This window comes from Xylophilus rhododendri (assembly GCF_009906855.1).
Taxonomy (GTDB): Bacteria; Pseudomonadota; Gammaproteobacteria; order Burkholderiales; family Burkholderiaceae_C; genus Xylophilus; species Xylophilus rhododendri.
Window position 1 is genome coordinate 728787 of record NZ_CP047650.1, and the last position, 23189, is coordinate 751975.

Here is a 23189-nt window from a genome sequence, read left to right on the forward strand (position 1 = left end):
GCTCGCCGATCCTTCCATGGGCAATCCCACCACTCCGGCCGTCATCGAAGCGCAGAAGACCATCGGCACCGTCCTGGAACAGCTGGAGGCCAGCACCGGGGCCGAAGTGCAGGACATCGGCCTGGAAGACATGGTGGACACCGATCCGCGCACCGGCTCACCGGTGGTGCAGAAATCGGTGGAAATCAAGCTGCAGCCCCGCAAGGCCAAACGCTGGGCCACGTGAGCGGCAGCGCGCCCGACCGCTAGCGGGGGGAGCGCCTGAGCACCGGCTGGGGCGGAAGCCGATGCGAATTGACGTCTTCCAGCCAGGTCGAGAGTTCCTGCATCAGATGGGTCGACAACTCGTCGACGAAAGCCTTGGTCCTGTAGGTGCCCGGGTGGTCCAGCGCGAACTGGCCGGCCACCACGAAGCGCTGCTTGCGGCATTTCTCCAGCGCCAGCGCCGCCGCGGACGCCGAATCCTTGACCGGGCGGAAATCCGCCGGCAGGTTCAGGGTGGCACACACGCGGTAGGCTTCGATCTCGCGCGCCAGCGCCGGCGAGGCGACGGCGTCTTCGGGCGGTGCCTCGGCGGCACAGGCCACCGAAGCCGAGATCGCCAGCGCCGCTGGCAAGAGCAGTTGGACATACGAAGGCACAGGCATACCTTCGTGAGCATGCATCAAGTTGCACGCGTGTGCCACGGGGCGTCCACGGTTTTCAGCGATCGCCGACAGGCCTTCAACCATCTCGGAATGGTGGATCAGGCTAGTAATGCGATGAATTCGCATTTATACTGGGCTTTTCCAATCAGCCAGCCACTGCTTGCCGCCATGATCGTCTGCATCTGCCACCGGGTCTCGGATCGCGAAATTGCCCGCCATGTGCGTGCCGGCCTCGGCTTCGACGAAATCCAGTTCGAACTGGGTGTCGCCACGCAATGCGGCCAGTGCGAAACCTGCGCCCGCGATGTCGTCGCCCAGTGCAGCGCCTCCCACCCCGTGGCGGCGCTGCAGCAGGGTGATGCCGGCGTGCAGGCCATTCAGCTCGGCCGGTCCATCATGGAGAGCAAGGCATGGAAGTCGTCGCAAGTCTCGGTGGCTGCCTGATCCTGGTCGTCGGCTCGGCCTGGTGGATTTTCCGCCAGTAGCGGCAGCCACAAACGCCGGTGGCCGCAGGCCGGTGCACGCTTTTTGACATGACAGCAGTTCACTCCCCCTCCCATCCCGCAGCCTCCGCTGCGCCCCGCCTGGCACTGCCGCGCGTCAGCCGCAACGTGGCCATCGCCGGCGGCGTGCTGCTCTTCCATGCCGCCGCCCTCTGGGCCATTCAGAGCGGACTGGTGCGCAAGGTCGCCGAAGTGGTCATCCCGGTCGAGATCCTGAGCGAGATCATCGCGCCGCCCAAGGCCGCGCCGCCGCCGCCTCCGCCACCGGAGCCGAAGAAGCAGGAGATCAAGAAGGCCGTGACGCCCAAGCCGGTGGCGATCCGCGATCCGATCCCGACGCCCAACGCGCCGACCGGCGTGGTCGAGCCGCCGCCGCCCGCGCCGGCCCCGCCCGCTCCCGCGCCCCGGCTCCGGTGGCGCCGCCAGCGCCTCCCGCGCCCCCGGCCCCGCCAGCGCCCAAGCTGATCGAAGTGACCGAAGGCCAGGTGCAGTACGTGCGCCAGCCGACACCGGCCTTCCCCTCCATCAGCCGCCGCCTCGGCGAAAGCGGCAAGGTCGTCGTCGGCATCTACTTCAGCGCCGACGGTTTCGCCAAGCGTGTGGTGCTGCAGCAATCCAGCGGCTTCGACCGCCTCGACAAGGCGGCGCTCGACGCCGCCATCACCGCCCAGGTCACACCCATACGCCGGCCCGGCGCCAATGCAGAGACCATGTACCTGCTGGCCGCGCCCTTCAATTTCGTACTCAATTAATCAGAAGTCATCCGTTTTCGGGAGTGTTTTCATGGAATCGCAATTCGGCATCGCCAACGTCTGGACCCAGGGGGACTTCGTCACCCGCGCGGTCGCCATCCTGCTGCTGGGCATGTCGCTGGCCTCGTGGATGGTCATCCTGATCAAGGCCCTGGACGTCATCCGCTACAAGAAATTCGCCCGCGGCTCGGACGACTTCTGGCACAGCGAGGACTTCGCCGCCGCCCTGGCCAAGCTGGGCAGCGACAACAGCAACCCCTTCCGCCAGCTGGCGCTCGAAGGCCGCGAGGCCACCGCCCACCACCGCAACACCAAGGCCCACCTGCACGACAGCCTGGACGTGAGCGACTGGATCACCCGCACCCTGCGCAACGCCATCGACGAAACCACCGCCCGCATGCAGGCCGGCCTGGCGATCCTGGCTTCGGTGGGATCGACCGCCCCTTCATCGGCCTGTTCGGCACCGTCTGGGGCATCTACCACGCGCTGATGAGCATCGGCACCGCCGGCCAGGCCACCATCGACAAGGTGGCGGGCCCCATCGGCGAATCGCTGATCATGACGGCGCTCGGCCTGGCCGTCGCCATTCCCGCCGTGCTGGGCTACAACGCCCTGGTGCGCGGCAACAAGTCGGTGCTCAACAAGCTCAACAGCTTCGCCCACGACCTGCACGCCTACTTCGTGACCGGCGCCCGAGTGAGCAGCTCGCCGGCCACCGTGCTGCCGCTCAAGAAGGGGAACTGAGATGGCCTTCGGTACCCAGGACGACACCGACGAGGTGATGAACGAGATCAACATGACGCCGCTGGTCGACGTCATGCTGGTGCTGCTCATCATCTTCATCATCACGGTGCCCGTGATGAAGAACTCGGTGCCGATCGACCTGCCCCGCGCCACGGCCCAGCCCGAGGACATCAAGCCCGAGACGATCCGCCTGAGCGTGGCCGGCGACGGCACCTACTTCTGGAATGAGGGCGCCATCCCCGACGAGCAGCTCGAACCGCGCCTGGCCAGCGAGGCCGGCCACCAGCCGCAGCCGGAGCTGCACATCAAGGGCGACCGCAACGTGCGCTACGAGCGTGTGGCCAAGGCCATGGCGGCGGCGCAGCAGGCGGGCATCAAGAAGATCGGTTTCGTCACCGATCCGGACGGTTCCTGAGGGTCTGAAACCGTTTGGGCGGCGCGCGCCGGTCCGCGCGCCAGCCGCCCAAACAAATTATTTCAAACCCCGCGTTGACTCATCTTTGAGAATGGTTATCATTAACCCATCGAGAACGCATCGGAGATCGCACACATGACTGCCTCAGCCAACACCGCATCCCGCCATGCCGCGACGGGCAAGCAGGTTCTGTCCTTCCAGATGCTCGACGAGCACGACGAAGCCGAACACGACATCGAAGCCGCTGCGCCCTCGCTGGCTTCCATCCTCAGTTCGGAACTGCTGCGCGGCCGCAAGGCCGTCTCCATCAGCCACAACGGCTCCACCTACCGCCTGCAGGCCACCCGCCTGGGCAAGCTGATCCTGACCAAATAAGGATCACGTCTTCCTGTTTCATCGTGGGGCGACCAAAGAGGCTTTCAGGAGCTTCCCAGGGTCGTTTTTGCTAGCCAAGGGTCATCCTCCAGCCACGCATTTTTTCCCCACCACTGCCGTCCCAGGCAAAACAAAGCCGGCCACAGGGGCCGGCTTTTTGTTTTCCGGCATCGAAGCCGGAAAGCGCGGTCAGAGACCCAGCGCGGCGATGCCCGCCTTGGCGATCTGCGCGTCTTCGGTCGACTTCACGCCGCTGACACCCACGGCGCCGATGACCTGGCCGTCCTTGACGATGGGCACGCCGCCTTCGAGCAGGCCCGACAGGCCCGGCGCCGTCAGGAAAGCCGTGCGGCCGCCGTTGATGATGTCTTCGAAAGCCTTGCTCTCGCGGCGGCCGACGGCGGCGGTATGCGCCTTGGCCGGGGCGATGCTGGCCGAGGTGGCGGCCGCGCCGTCGAGGCGCTGCACCCACAGCGGATAACCGCCGTCGTCGGCGATGGCGATGGTCACGGCCCAGCCGTTTTTCAGGGCTTCGGCTTCGGCGGCCGCGGCGATTTTCTTCACGTCGGCGAGTTCGAGTACGTATTTGGTTTTCATGCGGCTGATAGGTGGTAAGGTTTGACTCTGCTGCGGCGCAGGCCGAAAGCATAACGGGCGGTTACGCCTGCATTGGAACCTTGTGCGAATGATTGCCCTCTGAAAAAGCATGAAGTCGCCCGGGGCTTCAGGTCCGAAGGCCGATAACAACAACCTAGAATTTGCCGGAAGACGGTCCCATATGGGACACGGACGGCGCCCGATCGCGCACCTGCCCGCATTCCACCGATTCATCGATCACTCTGGGAGAACACCGTGAGCGAACCGCTTCAAACCTTCAACACCGGCACCGCCAATGGCTGGGCCACCGCGCAGCGCGACGAGCGCCAGCGCGTCATGCGCAACACCTACTGGCTGCTGGCCCTGAGCCTGCTGCCCACCGTGCTCGGCGCCTGGGCCGGCGTGGCCACCGGCATCACCCGCTCGCTGGGCGGCGGGCTGGGCCTGATCGTCTTCATGGCCGGCGCCTTCGGCTTCATGTATGCGATCCAGAAGACCAAAAATTCCGCAGCCGGCGTGCCGGTACTGCTGGGCTTCACCTTCTTCATGGGCCTGATGCTGTCGCGGCTGATCGCCATGGTGCTGGGTTACTCCAACGGCGCCTCGCTGGTCATGACGGCCTTCGCCGGCACCGCGGGTGTGTTCTTCGCCATGGCCTCGCTGGCCTCGGTGATCAAGCGCGACCTGTCGGGCATGGGCAAGTTCCTGTTCGTGGGCGTGATCGTGCTGCTGATCGCCTCGGTCATCGCCATGTTCGTGCCCTCCACCGGCGCGATGCTGGCGATCTCGGTGGCCTCCATCGCGATCTTCAGCGCCTACATGCTGTATGACTTGAAGCAGATCATCGACGGCGGCGAGACCAACTACATCAGCGCGACGCTGGCCCTGTACCTGGACCTGTTCAATGTGTTCCAGAGCCTGCTGGCCCTGCTGGGCATCTTCGGCGGCGAACGCGACTGAGATCCCGTCGGCTCCATCGAAAAAAGGCCCTTCGGGGCCTTTTTCTTTGTCAGTGGGGGCTTTGGATTTCAGTTGGCGGCGCAGCTGCCGATAATCTGGTGAACACCCGTCCAGAGCCTACGCCCATGTCCCCCCGCCTCATCGCGCTTCCCCTCATCGCCCTGCTGCTGGCCGGCTGCGAGATTCCGGGCATGGAGCCCGATCCCCGCATCGCCCAGCGCGAGGCCGATGCCAAGGCCACCGGCGGCGCCTGCCGCTACAGCCTTCGCGGCATCGAGGACTGCTATTCGCTCAATCCCAAGGCGAGCAAGTCCGCGGTCTTTGCCGGCTGGAAGGAGATGGACGCCTATATGCGCGAGAACAAGATCACCGGCCAGGCATCGGCCATCGCGCCGGTGCCCGCGGCGCCCGCTCCCACCGTCGATGCCGAGGCCAGCATCGACAAGGACACCGAAAAGGTCGTGGCGCCGCGCAAGTCCAAGGCCAAGGCGGCGCCGCTCTAGGCCCTATTCGGCGCCGAAACCCACGTAGTCGAACACCGCGATGCTCTCGACGTGCGCGGTGTGCGGGAACATGTTCACCGCCCCCGCCGCGCTGCAGCGGTAGCCGCCCAGGTGCACCAGCAGGCCCGCGTCGCGTGCCAGCGTCGCCGGATTGCAGCTGACGTAGACGATGCGCCGCGGCGGCGTCCAGCCCGCGAGCAAGGCCGGATCGACCGGCGCATTGGTGTTCTTGCTGTCCTCCCCCGCCTCGGCCTCGCCGGTGCCCACCGGCCCCAGGCCGGCGAGCTGGCGGCACAGGTCCGTCAGCGCGCGTGAGAGCGCGAAAGCCCCTTCGCGCGGCGGATCGACCAGCCACTTCTCGGCCACGCCGTCCTTGAGCAGCAGCTCGGGTGTCATGGAGAACAGATTACGCGCCATGAAGTCCGCCGGCGCCAGCGGCAGCGCCGGGCCGGTCGCCTGGTGGCGCTTGTAGTTGGCGCGCGCCCGCGCCACCAGCGTGTCGCTGCCCTCGATGCCGCGCACCTGGCGGGCGCGGGTGGCCAGCGGCAGGGTGAAGTTGCCCAGGCCGCAGAACCAGTCGATCACCCTTTCGGTCTTCTGCACATCCAGCAGGCGCAGCGCCCGGCCGACCAGCACCCGGTTGATGTGCGGGTTGACCTGGGTGAAGTCGGTCGGCTTGAAGGGCATCTCGATGCCGAATTCCGGCAGGCCGTAGGAGAGCGGGCGCGCATCGTCGGCATCGAGCAGCTGCACGGTATCCGGACCCTTGGGCTGCAGCCACCACTGCACGCCGGCATCGGCATGTTCGGCCGCGAAGCCGCGCAGGCGCTGCAGGTCGTCGGCGGACAGCGGCTCCAGGTGGCGCAGCACCAGCGCGGTGACGGCGTCGCCGCAGGCCAGCTCGATCTGCGGGCAGGTGTCGCGGGCGTCCATCGAGGCGATCAGCCCGCGCAGCGGCATCAGCAGCGCCTCCACATGCGGCGGCAGCACCGGGCAGACCTGCATGTCGGCGATGTAGCGGCTCTTGCGCTCGTGAAAGCCGATCAGCACCGTGCCCTTCTTCACCACATGGCGCACCGACAGCCGGGCGCGCCAGCGGTAGCCCCAGGTGGGGCCTTCGATGGGGCGCAGCAGCATGTCGGGCCGGGTCTTGCCCAGGTGCCAGAGGTTGTCCTCCAGCACCCGCTGCTTGACCGCCACCTGGGCGCCGGCGTGCAGATGCTGCATCTTGCAGCCGCCGCAGGCGCCCGGATGCAGGCCGAAATGCGGGCAGCCCGGCCGCACCCGCTGGGAGGATTCGCGGTGCACCGCCACCAGGCTGGCCGCCTCCCAGTTGTTCTTCTTGCGGTGCACATTGAAGCTGACGAACTCGGTCGGCAGCGCGCCTTCGATGAACACCACCTTGCCATCGGCGCGGCGGGCCACGCCCTGGGCTTCGAGGTCCAGCGATTCGACGGCGAGCGCGCCGGGAAACAGGGGGGAAAGCGGATCGGCCGGCCTCGTGGGGAGAGCCGCCGTCGCACCGTCTTCGGTGCGGGAGATGTCTTCTGTCATGGCGGCGATTGTCTCAGCACGTCGCGGGCCTAGTCCGGACGGCCTGCGCAGGCACCGTGCGCGGCGGGCATCCACCGGGCTACAACGCCGCTCATGCACTCAGACCACCTCGTCCGATGGCCCTTCAAACCCCGGATGCCGGACAGCATGCCCCCTGCCCTGCTCATCATGGCGATGGCGGGCGCCTTGCCGGGATGCGGCCCCGGCGCGGCCACGGTGGCCGAGCTCGCCGCGGCACGCCCCGGGTCCTGCGCCCCTTCCGCCGCCAACTACTGGCGCGAATGCAGCGATGGAGAGAACGCTACCAACTACCTCGACGGCCGCTCCGACGCACTGGTCAAGTCCGTCGCACCGGGAAACGTCAGCTGGGCGCCGGGCCAGTCGTTTTCGGGCTACTTCCAGGTGTCCGACGCGAACATCGATTACGCACCCGGCGACCATGCAGCGAAGGTCCGCTACGGCTTCTGGGGAACCGGCCAGTCCGGCGTGGTGATCGACAACGACGCTTCCGCCTTCTTCAGCGTCGGCACCATCACCGCCACCGACTTCGTGCACGGCAACAAGCTCTACCACTTCGACATCACCTGCCTGGCGCCGGGCACGGACGGCCGGCTGATGCTGACCTTCAACTACTACGGGCCGCGCCTGCGCACCTACATCGGCAGCGTGCACTGCCGCCCGGTGGCCGATCAGGCCAGTCCGTCGGCCACCGTCGGGTAACGCAGGCGCAGGCCGAGTTCGCGCTTCATGCGGCCGGCGTCCAGTTGCCGCGACTCCGACATGAAACTCAGCTGCATCGGCGAGAGCAGGGCCGCCGCCGTGGCCCGGTCCACCCTCGGCGGCGGCGGCAGGCCATAGAGCCTGGCCGCGAGCGCGAAGTAATCGCCCATCTTCAGCCGGGTATCGTCGTTCACGTGATAGACCCGCTGGGCTCCGCCGCGCCACATGGCGGCCAGGCAGGCGCGGGCCAGGTCGTCGGCGTGGATGTGGCTGGTGTGGACGTCGTCTTCTTCGCGCAGCACAGGCGTGCCGCGCAGCAGCCTGGCCCGGGGCGTGCCGCCTTCGCGGTCGGGCGCGTAGATGCCCGGAATGCGCAGGACCGACACCCGGCTGCCGCCCCGCCCGAATCGCCGCACGGCCTGCTCCGCCGCCACCCGGCGCCGGCCCCGCGCGGTCGCCGGCCGCACCGCGCGTGTCTCGTCGATGAGCGCGCCGCCGCAGTCGCCATAGACGCCGCTGGTCGATCCATACACCAGCGCCCGCGGCCGCGTGCGCAGCGCCAGCGCGCGCAGGAGCGCCACCGTGCGCGGATCGCCCTCGCCCTGCCCGGGCGGCGGCGCCAGCACCAGCACCCGCTGCGCCAGGCCGGCCAGGCGCCGCAGGCTCGCCGGATCGTCCAGGTCGCCCGCCAGGGGCACGATGCCGCGCCCACGCAAGGCCTCGCGGCGTTCGGGCGACGAGGTCAGCGCCAGCCGGCCGAGGGTGGCCGGCAGCAGATCCGCCGCCCGCAGGCCGACGTCGCCGCAGCCCACGATCAGGAGCCGGATGCGGCGAAAGCGCGCCGGCAGCGCGCCGGCAGAAAAGCGGGGATGGGCGGACACGGTCGTGACGGCCATGCACACGTTGGCATGGCGTGAAGCGGAGCCGTCAAGGATAACCATGCAGCGACAAGCCGGCGCATGGCGCATCTTTCGCCTTCGGTCCTGCAGCTTCGGATCGAGCGGCATCCGGCGGATGCGGGCTGGTCAAGCTCCGGCGACATGTCTGCCGCCGCAAAGCGGACGGCGCGCCGGACAGCCGCGCCGCCATCGAACGGCGCAGGCCCTTCGCATTCAAGGCCGCACATGTTCGATCCTGCTCCACCGCTGCCTCCAGGCCCACCGCCGCTGCAACCTCCTGCGCCTCCCGACGCCAGCCCCAGGCCGACGCCGTCACCGGTCAAAACCCCGACCCGCCATCCGCCAGTCCGGCCGTCGATCCGAAGAGTCTGCCGCTGCCCGTTTGCGCAGTCCCGTCCTTGGCCGCCGCGGACGATTTCGCAGCGCCCGCGGACACCGGCACCGACAACCCCTTCCAGCGCGCGCTCAACCTCACGGCCGTGCGCCTCTACACGCAGGGCGTGATCCTGCCCGGCGAACTCCAGGCGCAGACCGAAGCCGCCATCCACGCCCATGGCGCCGACGCCCCGGCCGCCGTGGCCTGCATCCTTCTGGCCATGGGCGCCTCCAACCCGCGACGGCCCTGCCCTTTTCTTCCCGGTGCCACCTGCTTCACCTCGGCCATGAACGCCTGCGCGAATGCCGGCCAGCCGCGCGAAGCCCTGAAGCTGCTCGACCTGCTGGAAACCCGGGCCGCGCTGCGCGGATTTCCGCCGACGCTGATGCATTACGAAATCGCCATGAAAGCCTGCATGAGACGCAAGCTGTGGCATGAAGCCCTGGAGGTGTTCGATGCCGCCGCCGCGCGCCTGTCTGCGACCGGCGTCTCATCGTTCCTTTATTCCACTGCGTCCCATGCCTGCGAGAAGTCGAAGGACACGGCCCGGGGCGCGCGCCTGCAGGCCATGCGCGCCGCGGCAGCGCTCCAGGAACCCCGCCTGCAGGCCCGCGGCGCCGACATCGCGCACAGCATCCGCAGCCTGCTGGAGGAAAAGCGCGCCCACGAAGCCCTGGCGATGGTCGGCGACTATTTCTGGGGCCGGTTCCGCTCGACGGTGGAGCCCGACAGCCACCTCTGCTCCGCCGCCATCGAAGCCTTCGGCATGGCGGGCATGACGGAATGCGCGCTCGGGCTTTTCTGGCAGCTGCAGCCGGCGGACCCCCGCGTGCGGCTGCGGGTGTTCGAATTCGCGGTGCATGTCTGCCACCAGACCGGACGCCAGGATCTGGTCGCCCTGCTGCTGCGCCAGGGCATCGACGAGGGCTCGCTGAGGCCGCAGCTGGGCCTGCTCATCGCCTGCAATGAGCTGGATTTCCACCGCAATGCCATCTACGCGGTCCTGCATCCGGGCAACGAGGGGGGTCGGGAAAACCACGGTGTCCACTGCGGCATGGCGCTGGGGATCTTCGAGCACTTCCGCTTGCTCGGCCTGATCAATCCGAAGACCCGCTTCGTGGTCGGCCGCCACGGCACGGGCGCGCTGCGAGAGGCAATCGCGCAGCGCATCCTGCAGCTGGGCTGCTGGCCGGTGGCCGGCACCGCCGCCGACGGCACGGGCAACCCGGGCGTCCTGACGGCCCGGCATGCGCCGCCGCCAGGCAAGACGGCCGGACGCCAGCCCGATCCGCTCGGGGAATGGTCGCGCAACCACCCGGCGCGCGAGCCCGACCGCCCGGATTGACCCACGGCGCGCGACTGCGCCCGGGTCCATCCGCGTTTGCGGGCAAAATCGAAGGTTCGACCCGAACACAGCGGGGCCCGCACCGGCGCCCCTCAGGACACCCCAGCGATGAGCTTTACCGCCTCCGTGCTGCCCAGCGGCCGCGCATTCACCCTCCAGGACGACGAAACCATCCTCGCCGCGGCGATCCGCCAAGGCATCGGCCTGCCCTATGGCTGCAAGGACGGCGCCTGCGGCTCCTGCAAGTGCAAGAAGCTCGAAGGCGAGGTCACCATGGCCGAACACCAGCCGCGCGCGCTCACGCCCGAGGAAGCCGCGCAGGGCTTCATCCTCACCTGCCGCGCCACCGCGCACAGCGACGTGGTGCTCGAATCGCGCAACGTGACGGATGAGAGCGCCTTCCCGATCCGCAAGATGCCGGTGCGCGTGGCCGCGCTGGAGAAGAAGTCCGACGACGTCATGCTGCTGCGCCTGCAGCTGCCGGCCACCGAGGCGCTGCGCTACCACGCCGGCCAGTACCTGGAATTCATCCTGCGCGACGGCAGCCGCCGCGCCTATTCCATGGCCACCGCGCCGCACCGCCAGGACGAGACCGGCCCCAGCACCGAACTGCACATCCGCCACATGCCCGGCGGCAAGTTCACCGACCAGGTCTTCAGTACCCTCAAGGAGCGCGACATCCTGCGCTGCGAAGGCCCTTTCGGCAGCTTCTACCTGCGGGAAGACAGCCAAAAGCCGATCGTGCTGCTGGCCTCCGGCACCGGCTTCGCGCCGATCAAGGCGCTGATCGAGCAACTGCGCCACAAGGGCAGCGATCGCCCGGTCACCCTGTACTGGGGCGGCCGCCGGCCGGCCGACCTGTACCTGCACGACTGGGTGCTGCAGCAGGCAGCGGAAATGCCCGGCCTCACCTATGTGCCGGTGGTCTCCAACGCCCTGCCGGAAGACGGCTGGACCGGCCGCGCCGGCTTCGTGCACCAGGCGGTGCTGGACGACTTCGCCGACCTCTCCGGCCACCAGGTCTATGCCTGCGGCGCGCCCATCGTGGTCGAATCCGCCCAGGCCGCCTACACCGCCCAGCGCGGCCTGCCGGCCGAGGAGTTCTACGCCGACGCCTTCACCAGCGAAGCGGACAAGCACCAGGTGGCCTGATCCATGCAGCGCCGCCAACTCATCCTCTCGGCCGCCGCCCTGGCCGCGCCCGCCGCCGGTTTCGCCCAGATGGGTGGCCGGCCGATCCGGCTGGTCGTGCCCTACGCCGCCGGCGGTCCGCTCGACGTCACCGCACGCATCCTGGCCGAACGGGTGAAAGACAGCCTGGGCCCGGTCATCGTCGACAACAAGCCCGGCGCCGGCGGCAACATCGGCGCCGACATCGTCGCCAAGGCCGCGCCCGACGGGCTGACCATCGGCCTCTCGGCCACCGCCACCCACGCGGTCAATCCCTGGCTCTACAAACGCATGCCCTTCGATGCGGCGAAAGACTTCGCCGGCATCACGCAGATGGTGCGGGTGCCCAATGTGCTGGTGATGAACACCGAGAACGCCCAGCGCCTGGGCATCCGGACCGTGGCCGATCTCATCGCCTATGCCAAACGCAATCCCGGCAAGCTCAACTACGGCAGCGGCGGCAACGGCAGCGCGGGCCACCTCGCCGGCGAGATGTTCAAGCAGCAGGCCGGCATCTTCGCCGTGCACATCCCCTACAACGGCGGCAGCCCGGCGCAGCTGGCGCTGCTGTCGGGCCAGGTCGATTTCAACTTCGACAACCTGGCCACCGCCGCGCCCAACATCCGCTCGGGCAAGCTGAAGGCCATCGCCGTGACCACCGCCGCCCGCAGCCCGCAGCTGCCGGAGGTGCCGCCGGTCTCCGAAACCCTGAAGGGTTTCGCCATCGACACCTGGTGGGGCCTGGTCGCGCCGGCCCATACGCCGCGCGACACCATCCAGCGCCTGAACCACGCCTTCGTCGAAGCGCTGCGCGACCCGGAAACCAGGACCCGCTTCGCCGCCCTGCTGGCCGAGCCGGTGGCGACCACGCCGGAAGCCTTCGACAGCTTCATGCATGCCGAACTCGCCAAGTACCAGCAAGTGGTCAAGGCCAGCGGCGCGAGCGTCGATTGACCGTGGCCGCCAGCCAGCCGTCCCCCGCCGACGAGGGCAGCGCGCCGCCGGTGCCCGGGGATGGCTATGTGCAGTCCTTCGCCCGCGGCCTGGGCGTGATCCGCAGCTTCAGCGCCGACGCGCCGCGCCAGACCATCACCCAGGTCGCCGCCAGCACCGGCCTGACCCGCGCCGGCGCCCGGCGTGTGCTGCTCACCCTGCAGTCGCTGGGTTATGCGGCCAGCGACGGCCGGCTCTTCTGGCTCACGCCCAAGATCCTGGATTTGGGCTTTTCCTACCTCTCCTCGCAACCGCTGTGGCATCTGTCGGAGCCGATCGTCGAGGCGCTGGTCGCCAAGGTGAAGGATTCCAGCTCGATCGCGGTGCTCGACGGCCACGAGATCGTCTACATGCTGCGGGTGCCCACCCGCAAGGTGATGCGGGTGACGCTGGGCGCCGGCAGCCGCCTGCCGGCGTTTTCCACCTCGCTGGGCCGCGTGCTGCTGGCCGGGCTGGACGACGAAACCCTGCAGGCCCTGCTGCGCCGCCATCCGCCGCAGGCCCTGACCGAGCACACACTCACCGATCCGGCGGCGCTGCTGGCGGCGGTGCACCAGGCCAGGCGCGAGGGCTTCGCCGCCAACGACCGCGAACTGGAGACCGGCCTGGTCTCGATCGCCGCACCGATTTTCGACCGCGCGGGCCGCACTGTCGCGGCACTGAACGTTGGCGCAGCTTATGCTCGCGATAGCGTCGCCCGCCTGCGCCAGGAAGTCCTGCCGGAATTGCTGAAGGCGGCGCACGACATCTCCGCCCTGCTACAGCGGACCTGATCCACCGTCCTTCTCCATCCATGCCCGACCAAAAAGCCGCCGCCGAATTTGCGCGAGAGACGTTCAAACAGCTGGCCCTGCGCCGGCTGCCGCCGACGCCGGAGAACTACCGCACGATCTTCGACGAAGTGGCCGGCACGCGGTCGATGCAGGGCTTTCCCGACCTGGCACTGCGTGCCATCCTGCGGGTGGTGCCGGGCCAGACGCCGGCGCAAAAGCGGCTGCTGCAGCAGTTCGAACACGCCATCGACCAGCAGAGCTGGAGCGAGCTGCAGCGCACCATCGTCGGTTATGCCAGCCTGGGCCTGGGCCAGAGCGCCGCTGGCGGACCCGGGCCGCGAACCCATCCGGACGCCCCCGCGCCGCAGGCCGCGGCACCCGCCGCGGCCGCGGTTGCGGCCCCTGCTGCCGAGCCATTCGCCCCGCCGCCAGCCACCATCGGCATCGCCACCCTCGCCGACGAAGCCGCCGCCGGCCTGCCGCGCGAAGTGCTGGAGCAGGTGGCGCGCCTGATCGAACATGTGGCGCCCGCCGCCTCGGCCGACGACGCCCGGGTGGGCGAGCAGGCGGTCGAGGTGGCGCAGGCCCTGCGCGACGCCCATCCGGATCCGGCCCGGCTCAAGACCCTGCTGGCCAATTTTTGCTTTCGCCTGTCCTTCGCGACCGAGGAGCAGACCGCCATCCGCAGCGCACTGCTGCTGGCCCTGCACGAACTGTTCCGCAACATCTCGGTGCTGGCGGCCGACGACAAGTGGCTCAAGGGCCAGGCCGAAGCCCTGCTGGCCGCCGCCACCCCGCCGCTGGAACTGCGCAAGCTCGACGACCTGCAGGCCCGGCTGCGCGACGTGATCTTCAAGCAGACCGAATCGCGCTCGCGCACCATCGAGGCGCAGGAACAGATGAAGGGCATGCTCAGCACCTTCATCGACCGGCTCGCCTCCATGACCGAGAAGAGCGACGTCTACCACGACAAGATGGAAGGCTGCGCCGAACGCCTGGGCTCGGCCCAGAACCTGGAAGACATCGCGCCGGTGCTGCAGGAGGTGATCGCCGCCACCCGCAGCATGGCGCTGGACAGCCGCAACACCCACGAAGACCTGCAGAGCATGCGCGAGCGCAGCGAGCGCGCGCAGGAAGACATGGGCCGGCTGCAGATGGCCCTGGAAAAGGCCAGCGCCGAGGCGCGGCACGACGCCCTCACCGGCGCACTCAACCGCAAGGGCATGGACGAGGCGCTGGAGCGCGAGATCTCGCGCGCCCGCCGGGCCGGCTCCAACGACGGCGTGGCGATCGCGCCGCTCTGCGTGGCCCTGCTCGACATCGACAACTTCAAGCTGCTCAACGACCGCATCGGCCACGACGGCGGCGATGCCGCCCTGGTGCATCTGGCCCGGGTGGCGCGCGAGGCCATGCGGCCGCAGGACATCCTGGCCCGCTACGGCGGCGAGGAGTTCGTGGTGCTGCTGCCCGACACGCCGCTGGATGCCGGCGTCGAAGCCATGCAGCGCCTGCAGCGCGAACTGACCCGCCGCTTCTTCATGCAGAACAACGACAAGGTGATGATCACCTTCAGCGCCGGGGTGGCCCAGGTGGCCGGCCACGAGGACCCCTTCGACGCCGTCAAGCGCGCCGACCAGGCCATGTACCTGGCCAAGCGCACCGGCAAGAACCGCGTGGTGCGTGCCTGAGGCGGACACGCATTAGCGCGGCTGATGGTTTGGATCGAAAAGTGATTTGAATCCGGGGTCCGGGGGCACATAAAGTGCAAGGGGTCTTATCTGACCGACCGTTTTCCCCGAGACCATGAGCATTCGCGACAGCGCCCTGCGCCCCCACAGTTCCCACTGGGGCGTCTTCTCCGCCGGCTGGCAAGACGGCCGGCTGCGGGTCGAACCCTATGCGGCCGACCCCGATCCCAATCCCCTGATCGAGAACTTCCCGGACGCGATCCACCACCGCGCCCGCATCGCCACGCCCATGGTGCGGCGCGGCTGGCTGGAGAACGGTCCGGGGCCGGATACGCGCCGCGGCTCGGACGAATTCGTGCCCATGGCCTGGGACGAGGTGCTCGACCGGCTGGCCGCCGAACTGCGCCGGGTGCGCGACCGGCACGGCCCGGGCGCGGTCTTCGGCGGCTCCTACGGCTGGTCGAGCGCCGGGCGCTTCCACCATGCGCAGAGCCAGGTGCACCGCTTCCTCAACGTCGCCATCGGCGGCTATGTGCGTTCGGTCAACAGCTACAGCGCCGGCGCCTCGGCACCGCTGATGCCGCACATCCTGGGCGGGCTCGACGAGGTGGCGCGGCGCAATGTCACCTGGGAGCAGATCGTCGAATACAGCGACGTGGTGCTGGCCTTCGGCGGCATGGCCCTGAAGAACTCGCGTGTGGCTTCCGGCGGCATCAGCCGCCATGTGGAGCGCGACGCGATGCAGGCGGCGGCGCGGCGCGGCTGCCGCTTCGTCTCGATCAGCCCGCTGCGTTCGGACATGCCCGAGGAAGCCGGCTTCGAGTGGCTGCCCGCCACGCCCGGCACCGACACCGCCCTGATGCTGGGCCTGGTGCACGAACTGGTGCGCCTGGGCCTGCACGACCGGGCCTTCCTCGCCAGCCACTGCGAGGGCTGGGACGGCTTCGAGGACTACCTGCTCGGCCGCAGCGACGGCGTGCCCAAGACCTGCGCCTGGGCCGCGCCGATCTGCGGCGTGCCCGAGGAACGGCTGCGCACGCTGGCCCGGTCGCTGGCCGGCAAGCGGGTGCTGGTGGTCATCTCGCATTCGCTGCAGCGCTCCGAGCACGGCGAGCAGCCGGTGTGGATGGGCGCGGTGCTGGCCGCCGCCCTGGGCCAGATCGGCCTGCCCGGCGGCGGCTACAACTACGCCCTGGGCACGCTGGCGCACTACGGCAAGCGCGACAACGCGGTGGCCGCCGCGGCCTTCCCGCAGGGCACGAACGGCGTGAAGGACTTCATTCCCGTGGCCCGCATCAGCGACATGCTGCTGCACCCCGGCCAGGCCTACGACTACAACGGCCAGCGGCGCGTGTACCCGCAGATCCGCCTGGCCTACTGGGCCGGCGGCAACCCCTTCCACCACCACCAGGACCTGGCGCGCCTCGGCCGCGCCTTCGCCACGCTGGACACCTTCGTGGTCCACGAAAGCGCCTGGACCGCCACCGCCCGCCATGCCGACATCGTGCTGCCCGCCACCATGACGCTGGAGCGCGAGGACATCGGCGCCACGCCCACCGACCCTGTCTTCGTGGCCATGCACCGCATCGCCGAGCCGCACGGGCTGAGCCGCGACGACTACGCGATCTTCTGCGACCTGTCCGAACGGCTGGGCGCGCTCGAAGCCTTCAGCGAGGGGCGCGACGCCCGCCAATGGCTGGCCCATCTCTACGAACGCACCCGCCAGGGCCTGGCCGACCTGGGCCTGGAAGCGCCCGACTTCGACAGCTTCTGGCAGCGCGGCATGCTGGAACTGCCGCAGAAGGAAGACCACGGCGGCATGCTGCGCGCCTTCCGCCAGGACCCGGTGCATGCGCCCCTGCCCACGCCCAGCGGCAAGGTGCAGATCTGCTCGCCGGCCATCGCCGCCTTCGGCTACGCCGACTGCCCCGGCCATCCCGCCTGGATGCCGCCGAAGTTCGCGCCCGACGCCACCCACCCCCTCTGGCTGGTGGCCAACCAGCCGCATTCCAAGCTGCACAGCCAGCTCGACTTCGGCGCCCACAGCCAGTCCACCAAACGCCGGGGACGCGAGGTCTGCACCCTGCATCCAGACGCGGCGCGCGCCCGGGGCATCGCCGAGGGCGACATCGTGCGCCTGTTCAACGAGGTGGGTGCCTGCCTGGCCAGCGCCACGCTGTCGCAGGACCTGCTGCCCGGCGTGGTGCAGCTGCCCACCGGCGCCTGGTACGACCCGCAGCCCGACGCCGAGGGCCGGCCGCTCTGCGTGCACGGCAACCCGAACGTGCTGACGCGTGACATCGGCACCTCCAGCCTGGCCCAGGGCTGCGCCGGCCAGCTCTCCACCGTGCAGGTGGAGCGCTGGGATGGCGCAGTGCCGGCCATCCGCGCCTTCGATCCGCCGATGCCGGCCGAACAGGCCCTGAAAGCCCTGGCGGCCTTGCAGGACTGAGAAGGATCAGCCGGCCATGGCGGCGAAGCCGCCGTCCAGGTCGGCCGTCAGGTCGGCCGGATCCTCCAGGCCGATGTGCAGGCGCAGGATGGGGCCGTGGGCGCTCCAGTCGGTCACGCTGCGCGCCGCGCGCAGGTTGGTGGGCGTGACCAGGCTCTCGTAGCCGCCCCAGGAGGCGCCCAGGCCGAAGAGCCGCAGGCCATCGACGAAACGGTCCACCGCCGCGGGCGCCGTGCCCTGGGCCAGCTCGAAGGACAGCAGCCCGTTGGTGCCCCGGCAGTCGCGCTGCCACAGCGCATGGCCGGGATGCTCCGGCAGCGCCGGGCAGTACACCGCCGTCACTTCCGGCCGCGCCTGCAGCCAGCGCGCCACCTCCAGCGCATGGCGCTGGTGCAGCTGCAGCCGGGCCGACAGGGTGCGCATGCCGCGCAGCACCAGCCAGGCGTCGTCCGGGCTCACCGTCATGCCGAAGGCGTCGCAGCGCTCGGCCAGCGGCTGCCAGCAGGCCTTGGTGGTGGCCACCGTGCCCATCATCACGTCGGAATGGCCGCTGAGGTATTTGGTCGCCGCCATCACCGAGATGTCCGCGCCCAGCGCCAGCGGCCGGTACTGCAGGCCCGATCCCCAGGTGTTGTCGGCCGCCAGCAGCGCGCCGTGGCCATGGGCCAGGGCGGCCAGGGCCGGCAGGTCGCACATCTCGTAGACCAGCGAGCCGGGGCATTCGGCATATACCAGCCGCGTATTGGGCCGCAGCTTGGCAGCCGCGTCGCTGCCGTCGGCCGCCATGAAGCTGCACTCGATGCCGTAGGGCGCGAGAAAGGCCTCGGAGAGCTTGCGCGCCGGCTCGTACACGCTGTCGGACATCAGCACATGGTCGCCGGGCTTGAGATAGCACAGCAGCATCATGCCGATGGCCGCCAGGCCGGTGGGGAACAGGCGGGTGCGGTAGGCGCCCTCCAGCTCGCTCACGGCATCCTCCAGCGCGAAGCTGGTGGGCGTGCCGCGCGCGCCGTAGCTGAAGATGCGTTCGCTGCCGCGGCGCTCGCGCATCTCGCGCTGCTCGGCGGTGTCGCGGAACAGCACGGTGCTGGCGCGCACCAGCGGCGGATTGACGGCGCTGCCGCCTGCATAGGCGGGCGACTTGCCGCTGCGGGTCAGGCGGGTCTGCACGGAGAGCGTGTCGGGGTCCGGTCGGCGGGGGTCGGTCATGGGTTCCGATCGGCGGGTGTCAGGCGGCAGCCGGGCTGTGCGCCGGCAGGTGGAAGGCGGCCAGCTCCTGCGCGTCGAGCTGGGCGACCAGGCCGGTCTCCCACTCCAGGTAGCGGCGCGCGGCGGCCTTGTTGCCGTCGTGGCGGTCGTGCACGAAGAAGAGGTAGTCGATGCAGTCGGCATCGGCCGGCAGCTGCGGGCTGGCCTCCACCGGCTGGCCGGCCGCGCGCCAGGCGGCCAGGCCGCCTTCGAGCAGCAGCGGCGCGGGCAGGCCCTGGGGCCAGTCGGAGGCGGCGGCCCAGGCGGCGAGTTCGGGCTCGTCGGCCACCAGCACCACCGGGCGGTTCACGCCCTGCAGGGCGGCGGCCAGGCGCGGGCGGATGGCCCAGCGCGAACCCGGCAGGTGGGCGGCGCGGTAGGCCATGCCGGGGCGCAGTTCGACCACTTGCACCTCGCCGCGCGCCAGGCGCTCGGCCAGGCGGGCGGCGTCGATGGCGGCCAGGGCCGGCGGCACCGGAGGCGCGGCGGGCGGCAGCGCCAGGCCGCTGGACAGGCCGCCGCGCAGCACGCTGGCCTCGTGGCCCATCTGGCGCAGCCAACTGGCCACGGTGGGTGCGCGGATGCCGTCGTCGTCGAACAGCACCAGCCGCGCGCCGCGCACGCCGAAATACTGGTCGCCCGCCTGCATCAGCTGGCCGCCAGGCGTGTGCTGGGCGCCCGGCAGGCTGCCGGCCGCGAATTCCTCGGGCGTGCGCACGTCGCACAGGAAGAGCGAGCGGTTCGCGTCTGCCGACCAGGCGCGCACGGTGTCGGCATCGACCTCGGGCACCTCGAAACGCTGCGCCAGCGCCCGGGCGCCGGCCTTCAGGCCATCGCCGGCCGAGCCGGGCGCGTAGCGGCGGGTGCCGCCATGCTCCAGCGAACGGTCGCTCAGGAACCAACCCTGGGTACCGTTCTCCAGCGCATAGACCGGGTTGGGCAGGCCGAGGTTGATCAGCGTCTGCGCGCCGATGATGCTGCGGGTGCGGCCGGCGCAGTTGATGACCACCGGCGTGCGCTCGTCCGGCACCAGGCTTTCGATGCGCAGCGGCAGTTCGCCGTTGGGGCAGCACACCGCCGTGGGGATGTTCATCTTGCGGAACTCGCTCACCGGGCGGCCGTCCAGCACCACCGGCGGCGTGGCGCTGGCCAGCATGGCGGCCAGTTCGTCGGCGCTGACGCGGGGTGTGCCGTAGGCATGCTCGGCCAGTTCGCCGAAGGTCTTGGACGGCAGGTTCACACCCGCGAACAGCGCATGGCCGGCCGCGCTCCAGGCCGCCGTGCCGCCTTCGAGCACACACACCTTCGCATAACCCAGCGCCCGCAGCCGCAGCGCGGCGCGTTCGGCCACGCCTTCGGTTCCACCGTCGTACACCACCGTGCGCACCGCGCGGCGCGGCAGCAGGCGCGGGGCGTCGAGTTCGAGCCGGCTGTAGGGCAGCGGCACGGCATAGAACAGATGCGATTCGCCGTACTGGCCTTGCTCGCGCACGTCGAGCAGTGCGATTTCCTGGCCGTCGTGCAGCCACGATTTCAGGGTCTGGGCGGAGATGTGCTGGGTCATGAAGAAAGGAAGTCTGTGGAATCGGGCGGCGCGGGGGCCTTGTCAGCGGCGGGTCTGCACGCCCACGCCCATCACCTCGCAGGTGCCGGCGGCCAGGTCGTAGCCGGTGCGGGTGCTCAGCGTCTCCAGCGCGCGGCCGTACATGTGCAGGTGGCGGATCACCTGGTCGCCCTGGATCTCCACCGAATGGATGTCCTCGGGCATGAGCGCGATGCCGGTGCCGGGCGAGACGACCACCAGTTCGGTCTCTTCCAGCTGTGCCTTGCCCGGCACCGAGCCGTCGTCCAGCCGGCGGTAGACACGGTTGTGCTCGGTGCCTTCGACAGCGGCGATGCAGGCCCAGGTGGTGTGGTTGTGCGGCACGATCTTCTTGCCGGGCCGCATCACGTTGAGATAGAGCGCGTAGCTCTGGTCGGCATCCTCGGCGATCAGGTAGCGGGCCTGGTGCTCGCCGGGCTCGGGGGCGGCGAAGCTGGATTCATCCCACAGGGAGGTGTCGGCGGCCAGGCCCTTGAGGCTGTCCAGCACCTGGCCGATGCTGGCGCGTGTGGGCCCGGCCTGGCCGATGGCGGTCTTCATCTGGCCGATGGCGGTGGCGACCGCCTCCTTGCGCGCTTCGGCGCGGCTGCTCATGACGGTACTCATCGGAAGGCTCCTTTTTTACTCGGATCGAAACAGGCACTGTAGTCCTGCCGCCGCCGCCGGACCGATTCAGGCCACGCAATAAAACATCAATAAAATTAATCGATGCGCACCTTCGACCTGGAACTGCTCCGCTCCCTTTCGGCCATCGTCACCCACGACAGTTTCGCGGCGGCCGCCATGCAACTGGGCCGGACGCAGTCGGCCGTCACCCAGCAGATGCAGCGGCTGGAGGAGCAGATCGGCCATCCCCTCTTCGAGAAGCGCGGCCGCCAGAAACGCCTGACCGAGCACGGCCAGCGCCTGCTGACCTATGCCCGCCACCTGCTGGCGATCAACGACGAGGCCATGCGCAACCTGCAGCAGGGCGCGCTGGAAGGCATGCTGCGCATAGGCGCATCGCTGGAGGTGTCGGGCTCCATCCTGCCGCCGCTGCTGGCCGAGGTGGCGCGCAGCTCGCCGATGCTGCAGCTCGACATCTCCATCGGCCGCAGCCCCTTCCTGGTGGAGTCGCTGCGCAGCGGCGAGATCGACATGGCCATCTCCAACCGGGTGGAGGACGACCTCGACGGCGTGGTGCTGCGCACCTCGCCCACCGTCTGGCTGTGCAGCGCCAGCTATGTGCACGACCCGGCCCTGCCGATCCCGCTGATCATGACCGACGCGCCCAGCATCTTCCGCCGCCTCGGCCAGGAGGCGCTGGACGCCTCCGGCATCCCCTGGACGCTGCGCACCAGTTCCTCCAGCCTGATCGGCGTGCGTGCCGCCGTGCAGGCCGGCCTGGGCGTGACCGCGCGCGGCGTGGAGCAGCTCGACGCCGGCCTGCGGGTGCTGGGCCTGAGCGACGGCCTGCCGCGCCTGCCCGACCTGGTCTACCGGCTCTACGTGCGCCGCAATGTGGTCAACCCGGTCACCCGGCAGGTCTTCGAGCACCTGAAGAGCCGCCTGCTGCTGCCCAGCGCCGAGCGCCTGCTCTAGCCGCACCGGCCCTCCCGGGCCATCCGCCACGCCGGCTTGGTGCGGTTTCGCACCCGGCCGCACCGCGCTGGCGCAATCCGCGCACCAAGTCCGTCCGCGCCCGCCAAGCATCAATTTTGCTTATACGTTTTGCGCAGGAACTAATTGGAAAACCGAGGAAGGGCCGCCCTACCATGGCCCACCGCCGCCCCTGGACTCAGGGTTTGCATGAGTAGACAAGGAATAAGTAAATGGCTTCGTTAGGTCAGATCGGTACCTGGCTGGCGTCCTCGCAGGACGCCGCCCGCACCTCCGGCACGCTGCGTGTCGGCTCCATGGCTTCGGGCGTGCCGGTGGCCCTGCCCTGGGTGGCGGTGCGTGGCGCCAGACCGGGCAAGACACTCTGGCTGCACGGCCAGGTGCATGGCGACGAGATCAACGGCATGGTCGCCGCCCTGCGTTTCATCCGCTCGCTCGATCCGCTGGCGATGTCGGGCAACGTGGTCGTCACGCCCACCGGCAATCCGCAGGCGCTGGATGCGCGCCGCAAGCGCAACCCCTACGACGAGCTCGACCTGGACCAGACCTATCCCGGCAATGCCGACGGCATGGTCAGCGAACGGGTCGCCCACGCCCTCTTCAGCGAAGTGGTGGGCGTGGCCGATGTGCTGATCAACCTGCACACCATGAACCCGCTGTTCGATGCGCGGCCCTACGCCGTCTACAAGGTGCATCCGGGCAGCAGCGTGACCGAGGACCAGGTGCTGGCCGCCCTGGGCAATTTCTTTCCCACGCTGTCCTGCCGCATGGACGTGGGCGGCAAGGGCGAGCTGCCCGGCAATATCGCCGGCGGCCTGGACTACCAGTGCCTGTCGCAGGGCATCTGCGCCTTCATGCTCGAACTCGGCAGCGGCAGCCGCCTGCAGCCGGACAACGTGGCGCTGGCCGAGCAGGGTTTCTTCGGCCTGGCGCAGCAGATGGGCATCCTGGGCGGCGAGCCGGCCCCGCGCGCCGCGCAGCTGCGCACCGTCAGCCGCCGCGGCTGGATCACGGCCGGTGAAGGCGGGCTCTTCGTGCCGCGTGTGCGCGCCGGCGACCTGGTGCGGGCCGGCGAATCGATCGGCGAGCTGCTCGGCCTGGACGGCAGCGCCCAGCCGGTGCCGCCCTTCACCCGCGACGGCATCCTGATCGGCCTGCGTTCCGACCCCGTCGTGCACACCGGCGAGCGCCTGGCCTTCGTGGCCTGGGAATGGACCGACCGCGCCACGCCCGCCGCTTCCTGACTCCCTCACTCCTCCATCGCATCGCCACA

At 69.6% G+C, this 23189-nt stretch carries 22 protein-coding genes and 2 pseudogenes; 17 read left to right on the forward strand and 7 right to left on the reverse strand.

The features are described from left to right. Nucleotides 1-16: 16 nt before the first annotated feature. Nucleotides 17-226: a hypothetical protein gene (locus tag GT347_RS03455; RefSeq protein ID WP_160550639.1), complete on the forward strand. Its 210-nt coding sequence runs from the start codon at nt 17-19 to the stop codon at nt 224-226. Between the two features lie 19 nt (nt 227-245). Here GT347_RS03455 and GT347_RS03460 read toward each other — a convergent pair whose 3' ends face one another. Then, nucleotides 246-641 (reverse strand): hypothetical protein, encoded by a 396-nt coding sequence (locus GT347_RS03460; RefSeq protein ID WP_160550640.1) that lies wholly within the window; start codon nt 639-641, stop codon nt 246-248. A gap of 174 nt (nt 642-815) precedes the next feature. Here GT347_RS03460 and GT347_RS03465 point away from each other — a divergent pair, with 174 nt between their 5' ends. From GT347_RS03465 to hemP, 5 genes and pseudogenes are all read left to right on the forward strand, one after another. Then, nucleotides 816-1091 carry a (2Fe-2S)-binding protein gene (locus GT347_RS03465; RefSeq protein ID WP_160555201.1) on the forward strand — a complete coding sequence of 92 codons (276 nt, stop codon included), beginning with the start codon at nt 816-818 and terminating at the stop codon, nt 1089-1091. An 89-nt stretch (nt 1092-1180) separates the two neighbouring features. Continuing rightward, a pseudogene (locus GT347_RS28120) lies at nt 1181-1902 on the forward strand (energy transducer TonB). Nucleotides 1903-1933: 31 nt separating this feature from the next. Next, nucleotides 1934-2646: pseudogene (locus GT347_RS03475) on the forward strand (MotA/TolQ/ExbB proton channel family protein). Nucleotide 2647: 1 nt separating this feature from the next. Continuing rightward, nucleotides 2648-3061: an ExbD/TolR family protein gene (locus GT347_RS03480; RefSeq protein ID WP_160550641.1), complete on the forward strand. Its 414-nt coding sequence runs from the start codon at nt 2648-2650 to the stop codon at nt 3059-3061. A 201-nt stretch (nt 3062-3262) separates the two neighbouring features. Next, nucleotides 3263-3436 carry a hemin uptake protein HemP gene (hemP, locus tag GT347_RS03485; protein ID WP_160555202.1) on the forward strand — a complete coding sequence of 58 codons (174 nt, stop codon included), beginning with the start codon at nt 3263-3265 and terminating at the stop codon, nt 3434-3436. 189 nt (nt 3437-3625) lie between these two features. On the opposite strand, the gene GT347_RS03490 is transcribed toward hemP, so the two are convergent. After that, complete coding sequence (locus GT347_RS03490; RefSeq protein WP_160550642.1) at nt 3626-4033, reverse strand: GlcG/HbpS family heme-binding protein; 408 nt, start codon at nt 4031-4033, stop codon at nt 3626-3628. 255 nt (nt 4034-4288) lie between these two features. Between GT347_RS03490 and GT347_RS03495 the strand changes: the two genes are divergently transcribed. Both GT347_RS03495 and GT347_RS27370 read left to right on the forward strand, forming a co-directional pair. Beyond that, nucleotides 4289-4993 carry a Bax inhibitor-1/YccA family protein gene (locus GT347_RS03495; RefSeq protein WP_195812396.1) on the forward strand — a complete coding sequence of 235 codons (705 nt, stop codon included), beginning with the start codon at nt 4289-4291 and terminating at the stop codon, nt 4991-4993. 125 nt (nt 4994-5118) lie between these two features. Beyond that, nucleotides 5119-5496, forward strand: a complete 378-nt coding sequence (locus GT347_RS27370; protein WP_229722657.1) for a hypothetical protein — start codon at nt 5119-5121, stop codon at nt 5494-5496. A gap of 3 nt (nt 5497-5499) precedes the next feature. On the opposite strand, the gene rlmD is transcribed toward GT347_RS27370, so the two are convergent. Then, nucleotides 5500-7050, reverse strand: coding sequence for a 23S rRNA (uracil(1939)-C(5))-methyltransferase RlmD (gene rlmD, locus GT347_RS03505; protein ID WP_160550643.1), 1551 nt, complete (start codon nt 7048-7050; stop codon nt 5500-5502). A 147-nt stretch (nt 7051-7197) separates the two neighbouring features. On the opposite strand from rlmD, the gene GT347_RS03510 reads away from it, so the two are divergent. After that, nucleotides 7198-7770, forward strand: a complete 573-nt coding sequence (locus GT347_RS03510; RefSeq protein WP_160550644.1) for a hypothetical protein — start codon at nt 7198-7200, stop codon at nt 7768-7770. On the opposite strand, the gene GT347_RS03515 is transcribed toward GT347_RS03510, so the two are convergent. Then, complete coding sequence (locus GT347_RS03515; RefSeq protein WP_160555204.1) at nt 7740-8666, reverse strand: NAD-dependent epimerase/dehydratase family protein; 927 nt, start codon at nt 8664-8666, stop codon at nt 7740-7742. The two genes, GT347_RS03510 and GT347_RS03515, sit on opposite strands and share 31 nt — an antisense overlap. 401 nt (nt 8667-9067) lie before the next feature. Between GT347_RS03515 and GT347_RS03520 the strand changes: the two genes are divergently transcribed. From GT347_RS03520 to GT347_RS03545, 6 genes are all read left to right on the forward strand, one after another. Beyond that, nucleotides 9068-10390, forward strand: coding sequence for a hypothetical protein (locus tag GT347_RS03520; protein WP_160550645.1), 1323 nt, complete (start codon nt 9068-9070; stop codon nt 10388-10390). A 108-nt stretch (nt 10391-10498) separates the two neighbouring features. Beyond that, nucleotides 10499-11542, forward strand: coding sequence for a CDP-6-deoxy-delta-3,4-glucoseen reductase (locus GT347_RS03525; RefSeq protein ID WP_160550646.1), 1044 nt, complete (start codon nt 10499-10501; stop codon nt 11540-11542). A gap of 3 nt (nt 11543-11545) precedes the next feature. After that, nucleotides 11546-12514 carry a tripartite tricarboxylate transporter substrate binding protein gene (locus GT347_RS03530; RefSeq protein ID WP_160550647.1) on the forward strand — a complete coding sequence of 323 codons (969 nt, stop codon included), beginning with the start codon at nt 11546-11548 and terminating at the stop codon, nt 12512-12514. Beyond that, complete coding sequence (locus GT347_RS03535; protein WP_407704134.1) at nt 12511-13326, forward strand: IclR family transcriptional regulator domain-containing protein; 816 nt, start codon at nt 12511-12513, stop codon at nt 13324-13326. The genes GT347_RS03530 and GT347_RS03535 overlap by 4 nt, the downstream gene beginning before the upstream one ends. A 20-nt stretch (nt 13327-13346) precedes the next feature. After that, nucleotides 13347-15014, forward strand: a complete 1668-nt coding sequence (locus GT347_RS03540; RefSeq protein WP_160550648.1) for a GGDEF domain-containing protein — start codon at nt 13347-13349, stop codon at nt 15012-15014. A 115-nt stretch (nt 15015-15129) separates the two neighbouring features. Next, nucleotides 15130-17466 carry a molybdopterin guanine dinucleotide-containing S/N-oxide reductase gene (locus GT347_RS03545; protein ID WP_160550649.1) on the forward strand — a complete coding sequence of 779 codons (2337 nt, stop codon included), beginning with the start codon at nt 15130-15132 and terminating at the stop codon, nt 17464-17466. Between the two features lie 6 nt (nt 17467-17472). On the opposite strand, the gene metC is transcribed toward GT347_RS03545, so the two are convergent. Genes metC through GT347_RS03560 form a run of 3 tightly spaced genes read right to left on the reverse strand, consistent with a single transcriptional unit; the run spans nt 17473 to nt 20911 of the window. Continuing rightward, nucleotides 17473-18675 carry a cystathionine beta-lyase gene (gene metC / locus GT347_RS03550; RefSeq protein WP_160550650.1) on the reverse strand — a complete coding sequence of 401 codons (1203 nt, stop codon included), beginning with the start codon at nt 18673-18675 and terminating at the stop codon, nt 17473-17475. 19 nt (nt 18676-18694) lie between these two features. After that, entirely contained in the window at nt 18695-20278 is a 1584-nt protein-coding gene (locus GT347_RS03555) for a rhodanese-like domain-containing protein (protein ID WP_160550651.1), read from the reverse strand. Between the two features lie 42 nt (nt 20279-20320). Continuing rightward, entirely contained in the window at nt 20321-20911 is a 591-nt protein-coding gene (locus tag GT347_RS03560; RefSeq protein WP_160555206.1) for a cysteine dioxygenase family protein, read from the reverse strand. A 114-nt stretch (nt 20912-21025) separates the two neighbouring features. On the opposite strand from GT347_RS03560, the gene GT347_RS03565 reads away from it, so the two are divergent. Then, nucleotides 21026-21898: a LysR substrate-binding domain-containing protein gene (locus tag GT347_RS03565; RefSeq protein WP_160550652.1), complete on the forward strand. Its 873-nt coding sequence runs from the start codon at nt 21026-21028 to the stop codon at nt 21896-21898. Nucleotides 21899-22128: 230 nt separating this feature from the next. After that, nucleotides 22129-23160 (forward strand): M14 family metallopeptidase, encoded by a 1032-nt coding sequence (locus tag GT347_RS03570; RefSeq protein ID WP_160550653.1) that lies wholly within the window; start codon nt 22129-22131, stop codon nt 23158-23160. Nucleotides 23161-23189 lie beyond the last annotated feature (29 nt).